This window comes from Sphingomonas sp. BE123 (assembly GCF_031456015.1).
Taxonomy (GTDB): domain Bacteria; phylum Pseudomonadota; class Alphaproteobacteria; order Sphingomonadales; family Sphingomonadaceae; genus Sphingomonas.
In genome coordinates, this window is the sequence record NZ_JAVDTW010000001.1 from 1,051,295 (window position 1) to 1,070,728 (window position 19,434).

The following is a 19,434-nucleotide window of genomic DNA, read 5'->3' on the forward strand; positions in this document are numbered from 1 at the left end:
GCGTCAGGCGACCCGCCCCAGGGTCTGCGCGATCGCGCGCAGCACCTGCGGCTTCATCTGCACCCACAAATGGCTTGAATCGACTTCGATCGACCGCGCGGTTGCGCAGTCCGGCTCGTAGCAGATCGCGCCATTGACCAGCCCGTCGCTCGCGCTCCAGATCGCGGTTGCCGGGACCGGCAGGGGTGCCGACGCTTCCTCAAGCATTGCGCGGACGGCGGGATCGTCGGCGCGCTGGCCGCTCACCAGTTCGAACACGCGCCAGACATTGGTCGCGGTGGGCAGCCCGGCAAAGGGTGAGCTGACCGTGATGACCTCACGCACCAGCTCCGGGTGGCGATGCGCCGCGATCCGCGCCATGATTCCGCCCAGCGACACGCCGACCAGCGTCACCTTTTCCCCGGTTTCGCCATGCACCTGCGCGATCCGCTCGAACAGCCGTTCGCCCTCCGCCCCGATCGCGCGCGCGCCGAAATTGCGACCGAGCGCCCAGGGATAAGCGCGATAGCCGAGCGCATCGAGATAGCGGCGCATCACGATGTTGCTCAGGTCGCTGTTGACCAGCCCGGGCAGGGTCATCACGGGTCGCCCGTCGCCGCGCGGCTCGGCCAGCAAGTCCTTCCACGCGAACGGTAGCGACCCCAGCGACAATGCCGCGCGCGGCCATTCGGCGAGCAGGGCCGATGCGGGGGGCGCCTTGGCATCGACATTCACGGGCATCGCATCACTCCTCACCGGCACAAGCTCCGGCAAACCCCTCGGTTCCGCGCGTCGCGTCATCATGCTATGCTGCGGACATGATGAGTGAAACCCATGTTTTGGAGCGTCCCCCCGAAGGCGCGGGCGCCGATTGGACGATCCCGCAGAATTGGGACGCGTTTACTGCCGAAGAACATGCCGTGTGGGACACGCTGTACGAACGGCAGGTCAAGCTGTTGCCCGGCCGCGCGTCCAAGGCGTTTCTGCGCGGGCTCGACCTGCTCAAGCTGTCCGAAAGCGGCATTCCGAATTTCGAGGAGCTGTCGCAGCGGCTGATGAAGGCGACCGGGTGGCAGGTGGTCGCCGTCCCCGGCCTCGTCCCCGATGACGTGTTCTTCGACCATATGGCCAATCGCCGCTTTGTCGCTGGCAATTTCATCCGCCGCGCCGACCAGCTCGATTATCTGCAGGAACCCGACGTCTTCCACGACGTGTTCGGCCACGTGCCCCTGCTCGCCGACCCGGTGTTTGCCGATTATATGGAGGCCTATGGCCGGGGCGGCCTGCGCGCGCTGGAACATGGCGCGCTCAAGCAGCTCTCCCGCCTCTACTGGTACACGGTCGAGTTCGGGCTGATCCAGGAGGATGACGACCTGCGCATCTATGGCGCGGGGATCGTGTCGAGCTATGGCGAGAGCCGCTACGCGCTCGACAGCGACAGCCCCAACCGGATCGGCTTCGACCTCAAGCGCGTGATGCGGACCGAGTATCGCATCGACGATTTCCAGCAGAATTACTTCGTCATCCCCAGCTTCGACGAACTGCTGCGCGTCACGGTCGAAACCGATTTCGCGCCGCTCTACGAAGAGATCCTCGCCCAGCCCGACATCGCCATCGCGGCGATCGAACCGGGCGACCGGGTGATCACGCTGGGTACGCAGGACTATGCGCGGAGCCGGGACCGCTAAGCCCCCTTAGCCCGTCATCCCCGCGAAAGCGGGGATGACGGTTGGAGTGGCTCACCAGCTTCCGAACCCCGGCGCGAGCCCCTGCCCGTCCGGACCGGGCCGCGTGGTGCGGCCCCAGCCATGGCGGGTCCGCTTGCGCAGCCGCAGCGTCGGCCAGTCGCCCATCGGGGTCTTGCCCGCGAGGCGCAGGCCGTGGCGGCGATAGGCGCCCGCGACGCGCTCGGCCTGCGTCTCCAGCAAGCCGGCCAGGATCAGCGTCCCGCCCTCGGCCAGCACCGCGCTGATGCTCGGCGCGAGTTCGATCAGCGGGCCGGCGAGGACGTTGGCGATGACGAGGTCATAGGGCGCGCGACCGATCAGCAACGGATGCTCCAGCCCGGCGGCGGCGGCAAGCGCGAGCTGACCCTGCATCACCCCAAGCGGCACGCCGTTGATCGCAGCATTTTCCGCCGTCACTTCGACCGACACCGGGTCGATGTCCGATGCCGTTGCATAAGCGCGCGGCCACAAATGCATCGCGGCAAAGGCGAGCAGCCCGGTGCCGGTGCCGATATCGATCAGATTATCGACCCGTTCGCCCCGCGCGCGCATCGCGTCGAGCGTGCGCAGGCATCCGGCAGTGGTCTCGTGCGTCCCCGTGCCGAACGCGCGACTCGCCTCGATCTGGAAGGTCTTGGCGCCCTCAGGCACGTCCCCGCGATTGGTCGAGGTGTGGACATAGAAGCGCCCGGCATGGACCGGCGCGATCCCCTGCTGGCTCAGCGTCACCCAATCCTCGTCCGGGATCTGCTCGATGACCTCCTTCGCCTTCCTCGCGCTGGGGACGAGCGTGCGGACCGCTGCGATATCGGCCTTGCCCGGCTTGGCCTCGAAATAGGCCTCCAACTGCCAGGCGAGCGGATCGTCGGGGATCGTCTCGCTGGTCAGCAGCACCGGCGCGGGGTCGATGCCGAGCAGCTCCGCCCCCTCGAAATCGATCGCCTCAGCCTCGTCACGCGTGCACGGCAGGGTCAGTTTCCACGAACTCATCGCACGTAGCTCGCGCCGTTCACGTCGAGCACCGCGCCTGTCATCGACGCAGGGGCCTCCAGCGCGCAGAAACGCGCCATGGTTGCGACCTCGTCAGGCATGGCGACGCGGCCGAGCGGGATGTCGGCGAGCAATTTGTCGCCGCCGCGGCTGGCGAGATAGTCTTCGGCCATGCCGGTCATGGTGAAACCGGGGCAGATGGCGAAGGCGAGGATGCCCTCCCGCGCATAGCCGCGCGCGATGCTCTTGGTCATGCCGATCATGCCCGCCTTGGACGCAGCATAATGCCAGTGCGCGGGGGAGTCGCCGCGATAGGCGGCGCGGCTGGCGATGTTGACCAGGCGGCCACCTTCCCCGCGTTCCTGCCAGTGCTTGACGGCGAAGCGGCTGAGCTGGGCCGAGGCGGTCAGATTGACCTGCATCGTCCGCTCCCACGCGGCGAGCCAGGCAGCGTCGTCGAGGTCGATCGGTGCCGCCTCGAAAATCCCGGCATTGTTGACCAGCACGTCGATCCGACCGTCGAGTCGGTCGAGCGCCGTCTGCCACAGGGCGGCGGGGGCGGCGGGGTCGGTGAAGTCGGCGGGGATGCCGCTCGCCGTCCCCTGCCCGACCGCGCGCACGTCATGGCCATCAAAGCTGGAGAGGATGGCGGCGCCGATGCCGCGGCTGGCGCCGGTCACGAGGATATGGGTCGTCATGGCGACCCGGTTAGTCGCAACATGCCGCTTCGTCACCCCCGCCCGCCACGCGGCGAGCGATCCGGTCGCGTCACGCGGCGACGGTCGCCGAAAAGCTGGTCGCCGCGTCGCTCAACTGGCCAAGCCGGGCATCGATGTCGCCAAAGGCATGTTCGAGCGAGTCGATCTCGTCGGCAACAGCATGGCTGTCCTCGCGGATCGCGCAGATCGTGTCGGACATCGAATCGGCCGCAAGCGCGGTCTCGTCCACCGCCGCAGTAATCGCCGTCACCGTCTGTGCCTGCGCAGCCATGGTGTCGCGGATGCGGTCGGCGCTGGCCTGAACCTCGCTGACCGTGGCGCGGATGGTGGTGTTGGTCGACACCGCCTGATCGGTCGCGGCCTGAATCGCCGCGATCTTGGCGGCGATGTCGTCGGTCGCGCGCGCGGTCTGGTTGGCGAGGCTCTTTACCTCCTGCGCCACCACGGCAAAGCCACGCCCGGCATCGCCGGCGCGCGCCGCCTCGATCGTTGCGTTGAGCGCCAGCAAATTGGTCTGTCCGGCAATTTCGCGAATGAGGCCGAGGATCGATTCGATCGACTGGGCATGGCCAGCCAGCGTCGCGCTCATCATCACCGCGTCGCTGGCATGGCGGCTGGCGCGCTGTGCGACTTCGCCGGCAGCTTCGACGCCGGCGCGTGCATCCTCGATCGCGCGGATCAGTCCGGCTGCGGTCGATGCCGCTTCACGCATCGCCAGCGCCGATTGCTCCGCAGCCGCAGCGACTTCGTTGGTCTTGCCCAGCATGCCCCGGGCAGCGCCGGCGGCACTGCGCGCCTGTTCGCGCACGCGCACCCCCAGCGCGCCGGTTTCCTCGATCGTCCCGGCGATATCGGCGCGGAAGCGGTCGGACTGGGCAACGCGTTCCCGTTTGGCAAGCTGCGCATCGCGCGCGCCGAGCTGCGAAGCCATCAGGTCGGCCTCAAGCATCGCCAGCCGGGTCATGACATCGGCGAGCTGATGCAGGCTTGCAATGTCATCGCCCAACCGCTCGGCGAGCACGGCATAGGTGCATGAATGCGCGCAGGCGAGCGCAGACAAGAGCGCCGGCAGCGCGATACGCGCACGATGCGTGTCATCGGCATGCTGGATCGCCATTTCGACCCAGTCGGTGTCGAAAGTGCGCGCATATTTGGCGCGGGTGTAGCGCGCGCTTTCGGCGATTCGCTGCTCAAGCCGCTCACCGACGAAAAAGGCGCGGACATGCGCGGTCGCCGGCAGGGCCAGATAATGCGTCCAGAAGGCGCGCGCGATCGTCTCGCAATCCCCGGCGATCAGCGCACCGATCCGCTCCGCCCCGGCCGAGATCGCTCCGTCCCAGTCATAATCGCGAATCCGGTCGGCAATGGGGCGGTCATCGCCGCTCCATTGTCCCAGCCCCTTTGCTGCGGCCATCCATCCCCTCCATCAGGCAGCGACTTTCGCGACGAACTCGCCCGCGCTGCTCTTGAGTGTGCCAAGCTCGCTGTCGAGCACGGCGAAGCCCTGTCCGACCCGCTCGATATCGCTTGCGACGCTTTCGGTATCCTCGCGGATCGCCCCGATCGTCGCCGACATCGAATCGGCCGCCAGCGCCGTTTCATCGACCGCCGCGGTGATCGCGGTCACGGTCTGTGCCTGAACCTCCATCGCGCCGCGGATACGGTCGGCACTGGCCTGAACCTCCTGAACCGTGTTGCGGATCGACGCGTTGGTCTCGACGGTGCTGCGCGTTGCCGACTGGATCGCGGCGATCTTGCCGGCGATATCGTCGGTCGCGCGCGCGGTCTGGTTGGCAAGGCTCTTCACCTCCTGTGCCACCACGGCAAAGCCGCGTCCGGCGTCGCCGGCGCGCGCTGCTTCGATCGTCGCGTTGAGCGCGAGCAGGTTGGTCTGGCCGGCGATGTCGCGGATCAGGCCCAGGATCGATTCGATCGACTTGGCATGGTCCGACAGCATCTCGCTCATCGCCACCGCCTCACCCGCTTGGGCCGACGCGCGGGTGGCGACATCGGCGGCGACCTCGACCTCGGTGCGCGCATCCTCGATCGCACGGATCAGGCCGGCGGCGGTATGTGCTGCCTCACGCATCGCCAGCGCCGACTGTTCGGCAGCGGCAGCAACCTCGCTCGCCTTGCCCAGCATGCCGCGCGCCGCGATCGAAGTATGGCTGGCCTGGGTGCGCAGCTGCTCACCCTCGCGCGAGGCGCGCTCGACGGTCGTGCCGATCGAGTCGCGGAACTGGCCGGCCAGCCGGTCGCGCGCGACCTGGGCACTATGCTCGCGATAGAGATTGTACAGTTCGACGGTGATGTCGCTTTCCAGCGCGGACAGGCGCATCAGCGTGTCGATCAGCGCAGCGAGGCGCGCATCGCCCGGCGCGACGCGACGCACCAGCACGTCGAGCGCGGCACGATCGCTGGCGTTGATCATCGACAGCAGCGCCATCGGCTCGACCTCCGCGCCATAGGCAGCGGCGACCGAGCGTTCGATCGATTCGACCCAGGCGCGACCGCGCGTGTCGAGGAAGCGGTTGCGCAGGAAGACGATGCCGATGTCGATCATCTTCTGCGTATCGTCCGGCGCCCAGTCGCGCTCGTCCGAGAAACAGCGCAGCCATTGCTGCCAATAGGCCTCCGAAACGAGGCGGATTTCGGGTTCGAGCAGATCCCACACGTCACGGCTCATCCGGTCCATCGACCCGTCAAAGTCGAAAATCCGCAGCCGCGCGGCCAGATCGATCCGCGCGCTCATCGCGCCGATTGCCGGCATATCCTTGTTCGATCGCGCTCCACTCACGAAACCGGTCCCCTGTCTGTGCCGGACGCAGTTCGTCCCAGGCCTTCCCCGCTGGGCTAGACCCGAAATGGTTAAGGGCGGGTTAGGGACGGGTCATTTGCAGGCAGCTTCTTGCATCGGCGGCAGGCGTGGCTATTTGAGGCGCAAATTATAGGGGACACGCCGTGGCCAAGGCCCGCAACATCAACCGCCCGCTCTCACCGCACCTGCAAGTGTGGAAATGGGGCCCGCACATGCTCGTTTCGATCCTGCACCGCGTCACGGGCAGCGGCATGGCGACGGTCGGCGTCGGCGTCCTGCTGTGGTGGCTCGGCGCACTTGCCTCCGGGCCGGAGGCGACGGCGGCGTTTCTCGACTGCCTGACGGTCGAGAGCGGCGCACCCAATGCGATCGGCTACATCCTCGGCATCGGCCTGACGCTCAGCTTCTTCCAGCACATGATGACCGGCATCCGCCACCTCGTCATGGATGCCGGCGCGGCGTTCGAGCTCAAGGCCAACAAGAATTTCGCGGTGCTGACCATGGTCGTGTCGGTGGCGCTGACCGCCCTGCTGTGGGGCTGGCTGGTCTATGGCGAGCTGGCCAAGGCGCCGGCGACGGAAACCCCGATTGCGGTGGAGAAGAAGTAATGGGTAGCGGAACCAGCATCGGCCGCGTCCGCGGCCTCGGCTCGGCGCATGAGGGCACGCACCACTGGTGGCATCAACGCGTCACCGCCGGCTCCAATCTGGTGCTGATGACGTGGCTGATCGTCAGCCTGATCCGGCTTCCCGACCTCGGCTATGAAACGGTTCAGGCATGGCTGTCCGCGCCGGTCGCGGCGGTACCGATGATCCTGCTCGTGATCAGCGTCTTCTATCACCTGCGCATGGGGCTGCAGGTGGTGATCGAGGATTACCAGCATGACGAATCCCGGATCGTGCTGATGACCCTGCTCAACTTCTTCGCCATCGGCGGCGCCGTGTTCGCGATCTTCTCGATCCTCAAGATTGCCTTCGCCGTCACCACCACCGGAGCGCCCGTCTGATGTCTGCAGCGTACAAGATCATCGATCACACCTATGACGCCGTCGTCGTCGGTGCGGGTGGCTCGGGCCTGCGCGCCACCATGGGCTGCGCCGAGGCGGGGCTGAAGACCGCGTGCATCACCAAGGTGTTCCCGACCCGGTCGCACACCGTTGCGGCACAGGGCGGCATCGCCGCGTCGCTCGGCAACAACTCGCCCGATCACTGGACCTGGCACATGTTCGATACCGTCAAGGGATCGGACTGGCTCGGCGACCAGGACGCGATCGAGTATATGGTGCGCGAGGCCCCGGCGGCGGTGATCGAGCTGGAACATGCCGGCGTGCCGTTCAGCCGCAACGACAACGGGACCATCTATCAGCGCCCGTTCGGCGGTCATATGCAGAATATGGGCGAAGGCCCTCCGGTGCAGCGCACCTGCGCCGCGGCCGACCGCACCGGCCACGCGATGCTGCACGCGCTGTACCAGCAGTCGCTGAAGTATGACGCGGACTTCTTCATCGAATATTTCGCGCTCGACCTGATCATGGAGAACGGCGCGTGCCGTGGCGTGATCGCGATGTGCATGGAGGATGGCAGCATCCACCGCTTCCGCAGCCACGCCGTAGTCCTCGCGACCGGCGGCGGCGGGCGCGTGTACCAGTCGGCGACCTCGGCACATACCTGCACCGGCGACGGCAACGGCATGGCCCTGCGTGCCGGCATCGCGCTGCAGGACATGGAGTTCGTCCAGTTCCACCCGACCGGCATCTATGGCGCGGGCGTGCTGATCACCGAAGGCGCGCGCGGTGAAGGCGGCTACCTCACCAACTCCGAAGGCGAGCGCTTCATGGAGCGCTACGCCCCCTCGGCCAAGGATCTCGCCAGCCGCGACGTCGTCGCGCGTTCGATGGCGATGGAAATCCGCGAAGGCCGCGGCGTCGGCAAGGACAGCGACCATATCTTCCTGCACCTCGATCACATCGATCCGGCGGTGCTGGCGCAGCGGCTGCCCGGCATCACCGAAACCGGCAAGATCTTTGCCGGCGTCGACCTGACCAAGAAGCCGCTGCCGGTGGTCCCGACCGTCCATTACAATATGGGCGGCGTGCCGACCAACTATCATGGCGAAGTCGTGCAGCTGCGCGACGGCAATCCCGACGCGGTTGTCCCGGGCCTGTTCGCGGTCGGCGAAGCGGCGTGCGTGTCGGTGCATGGCGCCAACCGCCTGGGTTCGAACAGCCTGATCGATCTGGTCGTGTTCGGCCGTGCGACCGGCCTGCGGCTCAAGGAGCTGCTCAAGCCCAACACGCCGCACAACCCGCTGCCCAAGGGGTCGGAGGAGTTCGCGCTCACCCGCCTCGACCATTTCCGCAACGCCAAGGGCGGCACCCCGACCGCCAAGATCCGCGCCGAAATGCAGCGCACGATGCAGCGCAACGCCGCCGTGTTCCGCGACACCGCGCTGCTGGCCGAGGGCGTGACCAAGATGGACGCGGTGTATCAGAGCATGAACGATGTCGGCGTCACCGACCGGTCGCTGATCTGGAACACCGACCTGATCGAGACGCTGGAGCTGGACAATCTGATCAGCCAGGCGGTTGTCACGATCCGCAGCGCCGACAACCGCAAGGAATCGCGCGGCGCGCACATGCACGAGGACTTCCCGGAGCGCGACGACGCCAACTGGATGAAGCACACGGTCGCTTCGTTCGACGGCTGGGGCGGCAAGGGTGGCAGCGTGGCGATCGATTACCGTCCGGTCCACGACTACACGCTCACCGACGAGGTCGAGTACATCAAGCCGAAGAAGCGGGTGTATTGAATTGCTGGCGGCTCAGGCCGCCAGCTAAAACTCCGCGCGATAGTCCTGCACGGGCTGCTGAAGCGTGAAGCGCGCGCGCTTCGCGTCCATGCGGTCATGCAAGACGCGGACGATCAGCACCGCATCGTCGCGAATCAGATAATAGATACTGTGGCTGCCCTCACCGATCCGGCGCAGCCCGGGATGCAATGCCTCCTGTGCCGTGCCAAGCGCCGGGAAGCGTCGCAACCCCTGAATCCGCGCGTTCAGCGCCCGCAGGTAGATTTCGGCCTGTTCCGATCCCCACTTTTCGACCGAATAGGCATAGATCGAGTCGAGGTCGGCAATGGCGCCAGGCAGGAGTTCGAGCGCGCGCGTCACTCAGCGGCGGTCTTCGATGCGAGCCATGCCTCGAAGTCGAAGGGAATCGGGTCACCGCTGGCCAGGCCGTCTTCGATTGCGGTGCGCAGCTCGGTGAAGCGCTGCTCCTCATCCTCCAGCAACCTCAGTCCCGCGCGGATCACCTCGCTCATCGATCCATAGCGGCCCGACGCGACCTGCCGCGCGGCGAAGGCGGTGAAATGGTCGCCCAGGGCGACGCTGGTGTTCTTGGCTGCCATGATGCAATAGTACCAAAATCCGGTACCAGCGGCAACCTCTGCCCCCGCTTGACCTGATCACATCCTGCACGCACCTTCCCCTCAGGGGGTGATTTGATGCGTTCGATCCTGCCATTTGCGCTGGCGCTGCTCGCGCTTCCCGCCGCGTCCGCGCAGCAACAAGCCTACACTCCGCCCCAGCACACCGCGCCGCCCCCGCCGGGCATCGCGCGTTCGACGCCGGAGGAAGTGGTGCAACAGGCCGATGGCGGCACCCAGATCGAGCGGGATCGGCCGGCAACCTATGCGCTGGCGGAGCATCGTCGCCTGGCCCGCGCGCTCGGCGCCCTGCTGCCGCAGCGCAAGGGCGTGGTCGATGCCTATGTCCTGTCGGTCGCGCTCGACAGCGATCCGGTGTTCGGGCGCGAGGCGCGCGAGGCGGGCAAGGTGCTCGCGCGCCGCTATGATGCGGTCGGGCGGACGATCACGCTGGGCGGCAGTGACGGCAAGGCGCCCTCGCCGCTGCCGATGGGGTCGCCCGCCAATTTCGAAGCGGCGCTCGCGCGCATCGCCGAACTGATGGACGAAAAGGAGGACGTGCTGGTCCTCTACGCCACCAGCCACGGCGCCCCGTTCGGCGTGGTGTATAATGACGGAAACGAGGGGTTCGGCGCGATCTCGCCGCGCCGCCTCGCCGCGCTGCTGCGCGCGCACGGAATCGAACGCCGGCTGCTGATCGTCAGCGCGTGTTACTCGGGCGTGTTCGTGCCGGTGCTGTCGGGACCACAGACCGCGATGCTGAGCGCGGCAGCGGCAGACCGGTCCTCGTTCGGCTGTACCGCAGAGAATGACTGGACCTTTTTCGGCGACGCGCTGATCAACCGCGCGCTGCGCAAGCCCCAGCCGCTCGCGAGGGCGGCGGAGGAGGCGGTTGCCCAGATCGCGCGCTGGGAGGGTGACGCGCGGCTCAAACCGTCCCTGCCCCAGCGTAGCATCGGCGATGGCGTCGCCGTCTGGCTCACCCCGCTCGAGGCACGCATGCCCAAGGTCGCGACCGCGCCGGTGGGCAAGCCATCAATCGACAGCCTGACGCCACCGTAGGGAACAACGCCCCCCGCCACCGGTTGGGCGCCGCATGACCGATCCCACGCGCTATCCGCTGCTCGCCACGCCGCATGTCCATCTGTCGGGGCCGGTGGACCAGTCCATGTACCAGCGGTTTCGCGACCAGCTCGCAGCCGCACCCGGGCAGGGCACGCTGGTCATCGCCATCTCGACACTGGGCGGCGATCCGGAGGTGGCGCGGCTGATGGGCGACGAGGTGCGGCTGATTCGCGACTATCAGGGGCGCGAACTGCTGTTCCTGGGCCAGGTCGCGGTCTATTCCGCCGGGGCAACCTTCATGGCGGCGTTCCCGGTCGACAAGCGCTTTCTGACGCGCGGGACCCGCATCATGGTGCACGAACGCATCCTCAATACCGACATCCATCTGTCCGGCCCGCTCAAGACGCTGACCGCATCGCTCAAGGCCAAGCTGCACGAAATCGAACATTCGATCCGGATCGAGGAAGAAGGTTTCGCCGACCTGGTCGCAGGATCGAAGATCGCGCTCGACGAGGTGCGCCGCCGCGCCCCGGAAAACTGGTATATCGAGGCGGAGGAGGCGCGCGCGCTCGGGCTGGTGCTCGACGTCATCTGACATTCGCCGCACCCCGCGCCCGGCGTTCACAAATCCTGCATAAAATGCGTTGAACCGTGGCGCGACGACGCCATATGGGGGGCGTTGCTGCTCCATTTGCAGCGGCGCCGGGGGTTATGTATCTGGCCCCCATATCTGGACCGGATCGACCCGCGCGGCCGCCCGGTCCGTGGTGATGACTAGGGGTTCAGAATGGCCGATTTCGTCCTGCCGAAGAACAGCAAGATCACGAAGGGCAAGGTGCATCCTGCCCCGGCCGGTGCGACGCGGAAAAAAACCTTCACCATCTATCGCTACGACCCGGATTCGGGTCAGAACCCGCGCTACGACCAATTCACCATCGACCTGGACGAATGCGGTCCGATGGTTCTCGACGCGCTGATCAAGATCAAGTCCGAGATCGACCCTTCGCTCACCTTCCGCCGCTCGTGCCGCGAAGGCATCTGCGGATCGTGCTCGATGAACATGGACGGCAAGAACGGCCTCGCCTGCACCACCGCGATCGAGGATATCAAGGGCGACATCAAGATCACCCCGCTGCCCGCGATGGATGTGATCAAGGACCTGGTGCCCGACTTCACCCATTTCTATGCGCAGTACGCGTCGATCAAGCCGTGGGTGCAGACCGTCACCCCGCCGCCCTCGGGCAAGGAGCGGCTGCAGTCGCCCGAGGACCGCGCGAAGCTCGACGGGCTGTACGAGTGCATCCTGTGCGCCTGCTGCTCGACCAGCTGCCCCAGCTATTGGTGGAACAGCGACCGCTTCCTCGGCCCGGCGATCCTGCTTCAGGCCTATCGCTGGCTGGCCGACAGCCGCGACGAGATGACCGGCGAGCGGCTCGACGATCTGGAGGATCCGTTCCGCCTGTATCGCTGCCACACGATCATGAACTGCGCCAATGTCTGCCCCAAGGGCCTCTCGCCCGCCAAGGCGATTGCCGAGATCAAGAAGATGGAAGCCGAGCGGATCGTCTGATCCGCGTCGGCGCCCCCTGACTTGTCGCAGGCCGACACGCATTTCGTCTATCTGGACGATCCCGACCATCCGGGGTGGAAGCGCTGGGAGCTGCGCGACCCGACGCGGTTCAACGCGTTCCTCGGTCCGATCCTGACGCGGATCGAGGGGGGCAAGGCGCTGGTGCGGATGGTGCCGGGACGCGAACATAGCAACCTGCGCGATTCGACCCATGGCGGCGCGCTGCTCGGCTTCATGGACGTCGCACTGTTCGCGGCGGCGCGGACCTTCGGCGTGCTCGGCGCGGGCGGTGCGGTCACGCTTGACCTGTCGGCGCAGTTCATCGGCACCAGCCGCATCGACGAACCGATCGTGGCCGAGGTCGAGCTGCTACGCGAAACCGGGCGGATGCTGTTCATGCGCGGGCTGGTGAAGCAGGAGGAAAATGTCCTCGCCAGCTTCTCCGGCACCGTGCGCAAATCGTCGCCAATGCCATGACCGGCGTGCTCGAACGCTATTCTGCGCTGGTTGCCGCCGGCGAACTGCGCGCCGACCCGGACCAGGCCGCGGCCGCGCGCCGCCTCGCCCACCTCGCCCACGAACTGGAGCAGGGGCCGCGCAAGGGCAGCGTCTTGTGGCGCCTCGCCCGCCGCGCGCCAGATGTTCCGCGCGGCGTGTACATGTGGGGCGGCGTCGGGCGCGGCAAATCGATGCTGATGGACCTGTTGTTCGGCTGCGTGAAGATCGAGCGCAAACGCCGCGTCCATTTCCACGAGTTCATGATCGAGGTGCACGCCCGCATCGCCGAGGAGCGCAAGAAGGAAGCCGGCGACCCGATCCCGCCGGTCGCCAAGGCGATCGCCGAAAATCTCCGCCTGCTCGCGTTCGACGAGATGGTGATCAACAACACCGCCGACGCGATGATCCTCAGCCGCCTGTTCACCGCGATGATGGCCGAGGGGCTGACGGTGGTCGCGACATCCAACCGCCCGCCCGACGACCTGTACAAGGACGGGCTGCAGCGCGACAGCTTCCTGCCGTTCATCGCGCTGCTCAAGGAAAAGCTCGACGTCCTGCCGTTGAACGGGCCGACCGATTATCGCCGCGACCGGCTCGGCACGATGGACATGTGGCTGGTCCCGAACAGCCCGGCCAACACCGCCACCCTCTCCGCCGCCTTTTTCCGCCTGACCGATTACCCGGTCGAGGATGCCGCGCATGTGCCGAGCGAGGACCTGTCGGTACAGGGCCGCACGCTGCACGTGCCCAAGGCGCTGAAGGGCGTTGCCGTCTTCTCGTTCAAGCGCTTGTGCGAGGAGGCGCGCGGCGCGTCCGACTATCTCGCCATCGCGCGGCGCTATCACACCGTCATCATCGTCGGCATCCCGCGCCTCGGGCCGGAAAACCGCAACGAAGCCGCACGCTTCGTCACGCTGATCGACGCGCTGTACGAACATAAGGTCAAGCTGCTGGCGATGGCCGACGCCGCCCCGATCGACCTCTATGCGGAGGGTGACGGCAAGTTCGAGTTCGAGCGCACCGTGAGCCGTCTGATGGAGATGCAGTCCGAGGAATATCTGGCGCAGGGGCATGGAGCGGCGGGCTGATTAGCCCGCCACCGCCCCCGCCAGCTCTGCCCCCCGCCCGGTCAGGCCATAGAGCGCCACCGGCGGAAACCGGTCCTCCAGCCGCCGCGTCACCAGATCCTGTCCGATCATCGCCTGCAGCGTCAGCGACAGCGCGCGCGGCGTCACCGGGGCCAGCCGCGATTGAAGCGCGTTGAAGCGGGTCCAGTCATCCCCCAGCCCGCCCGCCACCGGCAGCGTCCAGCGTGACAGGTCGGGCGCCTCCAGCCCCAACCGCACGCGCGCATCCTCGATCCGCTCGCACGCCGCGCCGATCGCGCGGCCGCTGTCGGTCAGCACATATTCGGGCCGCAGCGGGTGGCCATGGCCGGGATTGGGCATCACCCAACCCTGTTCGCGCAGATACGCCAGCGTCCGGGTCAGGCTGTTGCGCGACAGACTGAAGCGCCGCTCGATCACCGCGAAGCGCGACCCGCTCTCGCGGCTGAGCAACGCCAGCACGGGAATCGTCCACCGCCCCGCCGCCAGCCGCTGCAACACCGCACTTGTCAGAACCGGATCATTCACGCGCTTGACCAAATCGCAATCTACTATACAAATGGAACCATAGAGTCGGGAGGACGATATGGCAAGCGAAGCAACCCTTGAGGCAACCACCACCGCGATCAGCTATGACGGCGGGCTGACCTGCGCGCTCAGCGTCACCAGCCTCGACCGGTCGATCCCGTGGTACGAAAACGTCCTCGGCATGACGCTGATGTACCGGATGGACGAGATTGCATGGTGCGAACTGACCTCGTCGGTCGCGCGCGTCAGCATCGGCCTGTCGCAGGTCGAAAGCGCGGGCGGCCCCGGCGGCGCGACGCTCACCTTCGGCGTCACCGACCTCGACTCGGCCAAAGCGGCGCTGGATGCCGCCGGCGTACGCCAGGACGGCCCGATCAACGAGATTCCGGGCATGGTGCGCCTGCTCACCTTCTACGACCCCGATGGCAATGCGCTGATGTTCTATCAGGACCTCTCCGGCGGCGGAGCGGGGTGAGCGTGAATCCCCCCTCCCTGCAAGGGAGGGGTCGGGGGTGGGTGCGCGCGTCTGCGCGCTGCAAAGACTCAATAACCCGCGCGGCAAAACAGCGTCCAGCAAGGCATCGAGCCTCGCTTGCCGCTAAACCCACCCCTTGCCCCTCCCTTTCAGGGAGGGGAATTGAGTGTGCTCTGGCCCATCGCGCACTCTCGCCGTAGCATCGTGCGATGCTGCGCCGCCTGTTCTTCCTGACCCTCGCCGTCGCGATCCTGCCCGGTGCGCGTCAGGCCGATCCCGCGCCGCAGGGCTGGTATGTCATCGCGGACGATGCCGGCGCGGTGCTGGGCCACGCTAGCGCCACGACCCGCACACTGCCCGACGGACACGAAACGGTCGAACGGCGCGAACTGCGCCTCGCCGATGGCGAGCGGCCGAGCACCATTCTGACCGACACGATAACGACGCGTTTCGACCGCTCCGGTCGCCCAACGCTGATCGTGACTGAATCGCGCAACGGCCGCACCCTCCGCCGCACCGAAACCCGCATAAGCGCGACCAGCGCCACCGTCACCCGCCAGAGCGCGAGCGGCCGCCACCTCACCCGCGTCGCGCTGCCGCCCGGCACCCGCTTCGACAATGGCGAGGGGCTGATGCGCGGCTGGACGGGCGACGCACCGCTCGACTTCTTCAACCTCAACCCCGCCGCCGGGCTGGTCGAGCGGGTGACGATCGAACGCGCACCGACCCAGCGCCCCGGCACGCTGAGCGTGCTGCGCAAACGCCATGAGGGCAGCGCGCTGCGCGGGATCATGCGGCTCGATCTCGACACCGCGGGACGCATCGTCGCGGCGATCCAGCCGATGTTCGGCGTCGCCGTCACCACCCGCCCTGCCGACCGTGACACCGCGCTGCGCTCGCATCCGCCCTATCGGCTGCTGCGCAACGTCATGGCCAGGTCGCCGGTGCGGATCGGCCCCGCCGCAGCGCAGGGCCATATCCGTTACCGCTTCGGCTTTGTCGACAGCATCGCCTTTGCCCCGCCAGCGACCGGGGAACAGCGCGTGAGCGCCGACGCGAGCGGCGTGACGCTCGACATCTGCACCAGTTGCGGCCCCGGCCTGCCCAGCGATCCCGCGACCCTTGCCGATGCGCGCCGTGCCACCGCCTGGCTGCAGCATGACCATCCCCGCGTCATGGCGCTCGCCCGACCGGTGATCCGCCGCCAGCTATCGCCCGCGCGCACGATGCAGGAACTGGCGGTCCGCGCCCGCAGCGTCATGCAGCGCATCGACTTTACCGGCCATCGCAGCGCCGCCGATGCGCTGGCCCATGGCGCGGGCGACTGCACCGAAGATGCGGTGGTGCTCGCTGCGCTCGGGCGCGCGGCAGGCATCCCCACCCGCGTCGCCAGCGGCCTCGTCTATTCGCGCGAACGCTATCACGGGGTCAGCAACGTGTTCATGCCGCACAGCTGGACGCTCGCCTATGTCGACGGCGCCTGGCGCAGCTTCGACATGTCGCTCGACGGGTTCGATGCGACGCATATCGCGCTGACCATCAGCGATGGCGATGCGCGCTCCATCACGGCGGCGGGACAGCTCGCCAGCCTGCTCGACTGGCAATCGCTGGCAGAGGTCAGGACGCGGGCTTCACCGTGACCGACTGCGGCGCGTCGTCATAGACCACCGGCAGTTCGGGCAGGGTCGCATCGGCCGGATCCTCGACCATCGCCACCGACTTGGGATCCTTGATCCCGCCGACGATGATCATGTCATAGTCTTCGTCCGGGGTCGCGACCTCGACCGGTGCCGGCGCCACATCCTGTGCCGCCGCCGGCAGCCCGACGACCGCCGCCGCCAGTGCCGCAGCGGCCAGCGCCGGCCGCACCGGCAGCGTGTAGCGCACGCACACTTCGGTCTCGCAGCCCTTGAGGAACGCCACGCGCTCGCCGTCGCTCCAGCCCGACAGGTCGAACACCTCGCGCTTGCACATGCGGCAGAAATCGCCGTCCATGATCGCGGCCAGATCGGCCTTGTAGGGACAGGGGCTGTCGATTTTCGGGAACTGGGCCATGGCATGCGCTCCGGTCGTTTGCGCGATCCTACCCCATTTTGCGCCCCAAGTCAGGCCACCCGCGAAAGTCGAAATATGGATTGCGCGCCAGCCCAGCCTTCGATATTTCCACGACTATGGAAATAATAGACAGCACTGCCGTGGCGGCCCTGTCCGCGCTGGCGCAGGAACATCGCCTGGCGCTGTTCCGGCTGCTGGTTCAGGCGGGACCGGACGGCCTGCCCGCGGGCACGATTGCGGAGAAGCTCGGCGTCCCCGCCTCGTCGCTGTCCTTCCACCTCGCCCAGCTCAACCGCGCCGGGCTGGTCAGCCAGACGCGGCAGGGCCGCTCGCTGATCTACACCGCCGACTATGCCGCGATGAATGCGCTGATCGGCTATCTCATGGAAAATTGCTGCGGCGGCGCGGGATGCGCGGCCCCGGCCGAACAGCCCGAAAGGAAGACCGCATGAAGCGCATGCATGTCCATGTCGGAGTGACCGATCTCGATCGCTCGATCGCCTTCTACTCCACTCTGTTTGGCGCGGAGCCCAGCGTGACCAAGCCGGATTATGCCAAGTGGATGCTCGAGGATCCGCGCGTCAACTTCGCGATCTCGGCGGGCAATCACGCCGCGACGGGGATCGAACATCTCGGCATCCAGGTCGAGGATGGCGACGAACTGGTCGAAGTCTATGGCCGCCTGCGTGCCGCCGACCGGCCGGTGCTGGAAGAAGGCGCAACCACCTGCTGCTACGCCAAGAGCGAAAAGAGCTGGATCGCCGATCCCGATGGCGTGGTGTGGGAAGCATTCCTGACCGAGGGTGAGGCGGCCGTCTATGGCGACTCCCCGGCCTTGTCCGCGCTGTCGGACAATGCCCGCCCGGACGCCTGTTGCGCGCCACAGATCGCCCCCGCTCCCAAGCCCGCCTGCTGCTGAGGATCGCGCCATGACCGCACCGGTCGATATCGTCATCTACCACAACCCGGATTGCGGCACGTCGCGCAATGCGCTGGCGATGATCCGCAACGCGGGAATCGAGCCGCATGTGGTCGAGTATCTGAAAACCCCGCCGAGCCGCGCGCTGCTGGTCGACCTGCTCGCCCGCGCACGCGCGACTCCACGCGACTGGCTGCGCGAAAAGGGCACGCCCTATGCCGATCTCGGCCTCGACGACGCGACGTTGTCCGATGACGCGCTGCTCGACGCGATGCTGGCGCATCCCGTGCTGATCAACCGCCCGATCGTCGTTTCCCCGCTCGGCGTCGCCTTGTGCCGCCCGTCCGAAGCGGTGCTAGACCTGCTCCCCGCCGCCCAGCGCGGCGCCTTCGCCAAGGAAGATGGCGAGCAGGTCGTCGACGCATCCGGCACCCGCCTTTCCTGACAGGACCGCCATGACCGATACCTCCTCCCCGCTCGGCCTGTTCGAGCGCTGGCTCTCGCTCTGGGTCGCGCTCGCGATCCTTGCCGGTCTTGCCCTTGGCCTGACCGCGCCGGGCGTCACCACAATGCTGGCGGGGCTTGAGGTTGCCTCGGTCAACCTCGTCGTCGCGGTACTGGTGTGGGCGATGATCTATCCGATGATGGTCGGGGTCGATTTCGCCAGCATCCGCGATGTCGGGCGCAAACCCAAGGGGCTGGTGATCACGTTGGTCGTCAACTGGCTGATCAAGCCTTTCACCATGGCCGCGCTCGCGATCCTGTTCTTTGACTTTATCTATGCCGACCTGATCCCGCGCGACCTGGGCCAGGAGTATATCGCCGGGCTGATCCTGCTCGGTGCCGCCCCCTGCACCGCGATGGTGTTCGTGTGGTCACAGATGACCAAGGGCGACCCGGCCTATACGCTGGTGCAGGTGTCGGTGAACGATCTTGTCATGATCATCGCCTTCGCCCCGATCGTCGCAGTGCTGCTCGGCGTCACCGATATCGTCGTTCCGTGGGAGACGCTGCTGCTTTCGGTCGCGCTCTATGTCGTGATCCCGCTCGCCGCCGGGGCGCTCACCCGCCGCCGCGTGATCGCGACACATGGCGGCGATGCGGCAGCGGTCGACGCCTTCACCGCGCGGCTCAAGCCATGGTCGATCATCGGCCTGCTCGCCACCGTCGTGCTGCTGTTCGCATTCCAGGCGCGGACCATCGTCGCCAACCCGCTGCTGATCGCGCTGATCGCGGTGCCGATCCTGATCCAGTCCTATGCGATCTTCGCCATCGCCTATGCCGCGGCCAAGGCGTGGCGCGTTCCCCACAACATCGCCGCGCCGTGCGCGCTGATCGGCACGTCGAACTTTTTCGAGCTGGCGGTCGCGGTCGCGATCGGCCTGTTCGGCCTGTCGAGCGGCGCGGCGCTCGCCACCGTGGTCGGCGTGCTGGTCGAGGTGCCGGTGATGCTCAGCCTGGTCGCCTTCGCCAACCGCACGCGCGGCAGCTTTCCCGCAGCCTGACCTGCGGGTCAGGCTGGTGTCGCGGATGGGGCAGCGCTAGGGAGCGAGAATGACC

General features: G+C 67.1%; 24 protein-coding genes and 1 pseudogene. 15 read left to right on the plus strand and 10 right to left on the minus strand.

All coding sequences use genetic code 11. The features are described 5' to 3' along the window. Positions 1-3: 3 nt before the first annotated feature. Positions 4-720 carry an alpha/beta fold hydrolase gene (locus J2Y54_RS05320; protein ID WP_310037537.1) on the minus strand — a complete coding sequence of 239 codons (717 nt, stop codon included), beginning with the start codon at positions 718-720 and terminating at the stop codon, positions 4-6. Between the two features lie 77 nt (positions 721-797). On the opposite strand from J2Y54_RS05320, the gene phhA reads away from it, so the two are divergent. Further along, positions 798-1,667 (plus strand): phenylalanine 4-monooxygenase, encoded by an 870-nt coding sequence (phhA, locus tag J2Y54_RS05325; RefSeq protein WP_310037538.1) that lies wholly within the window; start codon positions 798-800, stop codon positions 1,665-1,667. Positions 1,668-1,718: 51 nt separating this feature from the next. Here phhA and J2Y54_RS05330 read toward each other — a convergent pair whose 3' ends face one another. The 4 genes from J2Y54_RS05330 to J2Y54_RS05345 form a co-directional block, all read right to left on the minus strand. Continuing rightward, positions 1,719-2,696, minus strand: a complete 978-nt coding sequence (locus J2Y54_RS05330; protein WP_310037539.1) for a 50S ribosomal protein L11 methyltransferase — start codon at positions 2,694-2,696, stop codon at positions 1,719-1,721. Continuing rightward, positions 2,693-3,394: an SDR family oxidoreductase gene (locus tag J2Y54_RS05335; protein WP_310037540.1), complete on the minus strand. Its 702-nt coding sequence runs from the start codon at positions 3,392-3,394 to the stop codon at positions 2,693-2,695. The genes J2Y54_RS05330 and J2Y54_RS05335 overlap by 4 nt, the downstream gene beginning before the upstream one ends. Before the next feature lie 70 nt (positions 3,395-3,464). Then, positions 3,465-4,829, minus strand: coding sequence for a methyl-accepting chemotaxis protein (locus tag J2Y54_RS05340; RefSeq protein WP_310037542.1), 1,365 nt, complete (start codon positions 4,827-4,829; stop codon positions 3,465-3,467). A gap of 12 nt (positions 4,830-4,841) precedes the next feature. Continuing rightward, positions 4,842-6,185, minus strand: a complete 1,344-nt coding sequence (locus tag J2Y54_RS05345; RefSeq protein WP_310038474.1) for a methyl-accepting chemotaxis protein — start codon at positions 6,183-6,185, stop codon at positions 4,842-4,844. A 191-nt stretch (positions 6,186-6,376) separates the two neighbouring features. Between J2Y54_RS05345 and sdhC the strand changes: the two genes are divergently transcribed. Genes sdhC through sdhA form a run of 3 tightly spaced genes read left to right on the plus strand, consistent with a single transcriptional unit; the run spans position 6,377 to position 9,041 of the window. Next, positions 6,377-6,841: a succinate dehydrogenase, cytochrome b556 subunit gene (gene sdhC / locus J2Y54_RS05350; RefSeq protein WP_310037544.1), complete on the plus strand. Its 465-nt coding sequence runs from the start codon at positions 6,377-6,379 to the stop codon at positions 6,839-6,841. Continuing rightward, on the plus strand, positions 6,841-7,239 hold the full coding sequence (gene sdhD / locus J2Y54_RS05355) for a succinate dehydrogenase, hydrophobic membrane anchor protein (protein WP_310037545.1): 399 nt from the start codon (positions 6,841-6,843) through the stop codon (positions 7,237-7,239). Before sdhC ends, sdhD begins: the two co-directional genes overlap by 1 nt. Next, a complete protein-coding gene (gene sdhA / locus J2Y54_RS05360) occupies positions 7,239-9,041 on the plus strand; it encodes a succinate dehydrogenase flavoprotein subunit (protein WP_310037547.1) in 1,803 nt (600 codons plus the stop codon). The genes sdhD and sdhA overlap by 1 nt, the downstream gene beginning before the upstream one ends. 24 nt (positions 9,042-9,065) lie before the next feature. Here sdhA and J2Y54_RS05365 read toward each other — a convergent pair whose 3' ends face one another. Both J2Y54_RS05365 and J2Y54_RS05370 read right to left on the minus strand, forming a co-directional pair. Then, positions 9,066-9,401, minus strand: a complete 336-nt coding sequence (locus tag J2Y54_RS05365) for a type II toxin-antitoxin system RelE/ParE family toxin (protein ID WP_310037548.1) — start codon at positions 9,399-9,401, stop codon at positions 9,066-9,068. Next, positions 9,398-9,640: a type II toxin-antitoxin system ParD family antitoxin gene (locus J2Y54_RS05370; RefSeq protein WP_310037550.1), complete on the minus strand. Its 243-nt coding sequence runs from the start codon at positions 9,638-9,640 to the stop codon at positions 9,398-9,400. Before J2Y54_RS05370 ends, J2Y54_RS05365 begins: the two co-directional genes overlap by 4 nt. A 96-nt stretch (positions 9,641-9,736) precedes the next feature. Between J2Y54_RS05370 and J2Y54_RS05375 the strand changes: the two genes are divergently transcribed. From J2Y54_RS05375 to zapE, 5 genes are all read left to right on the plus strand, one after another. Then, a complete protein-coding gene (locus J2Y54_RS05375) occupies positions 9,737-10,720 on the plus strand; it encodes a C13 family peptidase (protein WP_310037552.1) in 984 nt (327 codons plus the stop codon). Positions 10,721-10,754: 34 nt separating this feature from the next. Next, complete coding sequence (locus J2Y54_RS05380; protein ID WP_310037553.1) at positions 10,755-11,318, plus strand: ATP-dependent Clp protease proteolytic subunit; 564 nt, start codon at positions 10,755-10,757, stop codon at positions 11,316-11,318. Positions 11,319-11,510: 192 nt separating this feature from the next. Beyond that, complete coding sequence (locus tag J2Y54_RS05385; RefSeq protein ID WP_310037555.1) at positions 11,511-12,293, plus strand: succinate dehydrogenase iron-sulfur subunit; 783 nt, start codon at positions 11,511-11,513, stop codon at positions 12,291-12,293. Between the two features lie 21 nt (positions 12,294-12,314). Beyond that, on the plus strand, positions 12,315-12,770 hold the full coding sequence (locus J2Y54_RS05390; RefSeq protein WP_310037558.1) for a PaaI family thioesterase: 456 nt from the start codon (positions 12,315-12,317) through the stop codon (positions 12,768-12,770). Beyond that, positions 12,767-13,879, plus strand: a complete 1,113-nt coding sequence (gene zapE, locus J2Y54_RS05395) for a cell division protein ZapE (protein ID WP_310037559.1) — start codon at positions 12,767-12,769, stop codon at positions 13,877-13,879. Before J2Y54_RS05390 ends, zapE begins: the two co-directional genes overlap by 4 nt. On the opposite strand, the gene J2Y54_RS16155 is transcribed toward zapE, so the two are convergent. Then, positions 13,880-14,137, minus strand: coding sequence for a winged helix-turn-helix transcriptional regulator (locus tag J2Y54_RS16155; protein ID WP_405052899.1), 258 nt, complete (start codon positions 14,135-14,137; stop codon positions 13,880-13,882). It abuts the gene before it with no gap. Positions 14,138-14,161: 24 nt separating this feature from the next. Next, a pseudogene (locus tag J2Y54_RS16160) lies at positions 14,162-14,407 on the minus strand (winged helix-turn-helix transcriptional regulator); the annotation flags it as partial. A 76-nt stretch (positions 14,408-14,483) separates the two neighbouring features. Between J2Y54_RS16160 and J2Y54_RS05405 the strand changes: the two are divergent. Further along, positions 14,484-14,900 (plus strand): VOC family protein, encoded by a 417-nt coding sequence (locus tag J2Y54_RS05405; RefSeq protein WP_310037563.1) that lies wholly within the window; start codon positions 14,484-14,486, stop codon positions 14,898-14,900. A 209-nt stretch (positions 14,901-15,109) separates the two neighbouring features. Beyond that, a complete protein-coding gene (locus tag J2Y54_RS05410) occupies positions 15,110-16,540 on the plus strand; it encodes a transglutaminase-like domain-containing protein (protein WP_310037564.1) in 1,431 nt (476 codons plus the stop codon). Here J2Y54_RS05410 and J2Y54_RS05415 read toward each other — a convergent pair. Beyond that, the gene (locus J2Y54_RS05415; RefSeq protein ID WP_310037567.1) at positions 16,518-16,955 is read right to left on the minus strand and encodes a hypothetical protein; all 438 of its coding nucleotides are present in this window, start codon (positions 16,953-16,955) and stop codon (positions 16,518-16,520) included. The genes J2Y54_RS05410 and J2Y54_RS05415 overlap by 23 nt on opposite strands. Before the next feature lie 116 nt (positions 16,956-17,071). On the opposite strand from J2Y54_RS05415, the gene J2Y54_RS05420 reads away from it, so the two are divergent. From J2Y54_RS05420 to arsB, 4 genes are read left to right on the plus strand one after another with little or no spacing between them, the layout of a single operon-like run. Then, positions 17,072-17,407: a metalloregulator ArsR/SmtB family transcription factor gene (locus J2Y54_RS05420; RefSeq protein WP_310037569.1), complete on the plus strand. Its 336-nt coding sequence runs from the start codon at positions 17,072-17,074 to the stop codon at positions 17,405-17,407. Continuing rightward, positions 17,404-17,874 (plus strand): ArsI/CadI family heavy metal resistance metalloenzyme, encoded by a 471-nt coding sequence (locus tag J2Y54_RS05425; RefSeq protein WP_310037571.1) that lies wholly within the window; start codon positions 17,404-17,406, stop codon positions 17,872-17,874. The genes J2Y54_RS05420 and J2Y54_RS05425 overlap by 4 nt, the downstream gene beginning before the upstream one ends. A 10-nt stretch (positions 17,875-17,884) precedes the next feature. Then, positions 17,885-18,319: an arsenate reductase (glutaredoxin) gene (arsC, locus tag J2Y54_RS05430; protein ID WP_310037574.1), complete on the plus strand. Its 435-nt coding sequence runs from the start codon at positions 17,885-17,887 to the stop codon at positions 18,317-18,319. Positions 18,320-18,329: 10 nt separating this feature from the next. Continuing rightward, the gene (gene arsB, locus J2Y54_RS05435; protein ID WP_310037576.1) at positions 18,330-19,379 is read left to right on the plus strand and encodes an ACR3 family arsenite efflux transporter; all 1,050 of its coding nucleotides are present in this window, start codon (positions 18,330-18,332) and stop codon (positions 19,377-19,379) included. The last annotated feature ends 55 nt before the right edge of the window (positions 19,380-19,434 follow it).

Excerpts from the sequence above, each read along its gene's own strand:
- J2Y54_RS05320 (WP_310037537.1), bottom strand. The coding sequence starts at position 720 with ATGCCCGTGAATGTCGATGCCAAGGCGCCCCCCGCATCGGCCCTGCTC.
- phhA (WP_310037538.1), top strand. The coding sequence starts at position 798 with ATGATGAGTGAAACCCATGTTTTGGAGCGTCCCCCCGAAGGCGCGGGC.
- J2Y54_RS05330 (WP_310037539.1), bottom strand. The coding sequence starts at position 2,696 with ATGAGTTCGTGGAAACTGACCCTGCCGTGCACGCGTGACGAGGCTGAG.
- J2Y54_RS05335 (WP_310037540.1), bottom strand. The coding sequence starts at position 3,394 with ATGACGACCCATATCCTCGTGACCGGCGCCAGCCGCGGCATCGGCGCC.
- J2Y54_RS05340 (WP_310037542.1), bottom strand. The coding sequence starts at position 4,829 with ATGGCCGCAGCAAAGGGGCTGGGACAATGGAGCGGCGATGACCGCCCC.
- J2Y54_RS05345 (WP_310038474.1), bottom strand. The coding sequence starts at position 6,185 with ATGCCGGCAATCGGCGCGATGAGCGCGCGGATCGATCTGGCCGCGCGG.
- sdhD (WP_310037545.1), top strand. The coding sequence starts at position 6,841 with ATGGGTAGCGGAACCAGCATCGGCCGCGTCCGCGGCCTCGGCTCGGCG.
- sdhA (WP_310037547.1), top strand. The coding sequence starts at position 7,239 with ATGTCTGCAGCGTACAAGATCATCGATCACACCTATGACGCCGTCGTC.
- J2Y54_RS05370 (WP_310037550.1), bottom strand. The coding sequence starts at position 9,640 with ATGGCAGCCAAGAACACCAGCGTCGCCCTGGGCGACCATTTCACCGCC.
- J2Y54_RS05375 (WP_310037552.1), top strand. The coding sequence starts at position 9,737 with ATGCGTTCGATCCTGCCATTTGCGCTGGCGCTGCTCGCGCTTCCCGCC.
- J2Y54_RS05380 (WP_310037553.1), top strand. The coding sequence starts at position 10,755 with ATGACCGATCCCACGCGCTATCCGCTGCTCGCCACGCCGCATGTCCAT.
- J2Y54_RS05385 (WP_310037555.1), top strand. The coding sequence starts at position 11,511 with ATGGCCGATTTCGTCCTGCCGAAGAACAGCAAGATCACGAAGGGCAAG.
- zapE (WP_310037559.1), top strand. The coding sequence starts at position 12,767 with ATGACCGGCGTGCTCGAACGCTATTCTGCGCTGGTTGCCGCCGGCGAA.
- J2Y54_RS05405 (WP_310037563.1), top strand. The coding sequence starts at position 14,484 with ATGGCAAGCGAAGCAACCCTTGAGGCAACCACCACCGCGATCAGCTAT.
- J2Y54_RS05410 (WP_310037564.1), top strand. The coding sequence starts at position 15,110 with ATGCTGCGCCGCCTGTTCTTCCTGACCCTCGCCGTCGCGATCCTGCCC.
- J2Y54_RS05415 (WP_310037567.1), bottom strand. The coding sequence starts at position 16,955 with ATGGCCCAGTTCCCGAAAATCGACAGCCCCTGTCCCTACAAGGCCGAT.
- J2Y54_RS05420 (WP_310037569.1), top strand. The coding sequence starts at position 17,072 with ATGGAAATAATAGACAGCACTGCCGTGGCGGCCCTGTCCGCGCTGGCG.
- J2Y54_RS05425 (WP_310037571.1), top strand. The coding sequence starts at position 17,404 with ATGAAGCGCATGCATGTCCATGTCGGAGTGACCGATCTCGATCGCTCG.
- arsC (WP_310037574.1), top strand. The coding sequence starts at position 17,885 with ATGACCGCACCGGTCGATATCGTCATCTACCACAACCCGGATTGCGGC.
- arsB (WP_310037576.1), top strand. The coding sequence starts at position 18,330 with ATGACCGATACCTCCTCCCCGCTCGGCCTGTTCGAGCGCTGGCTCTCG.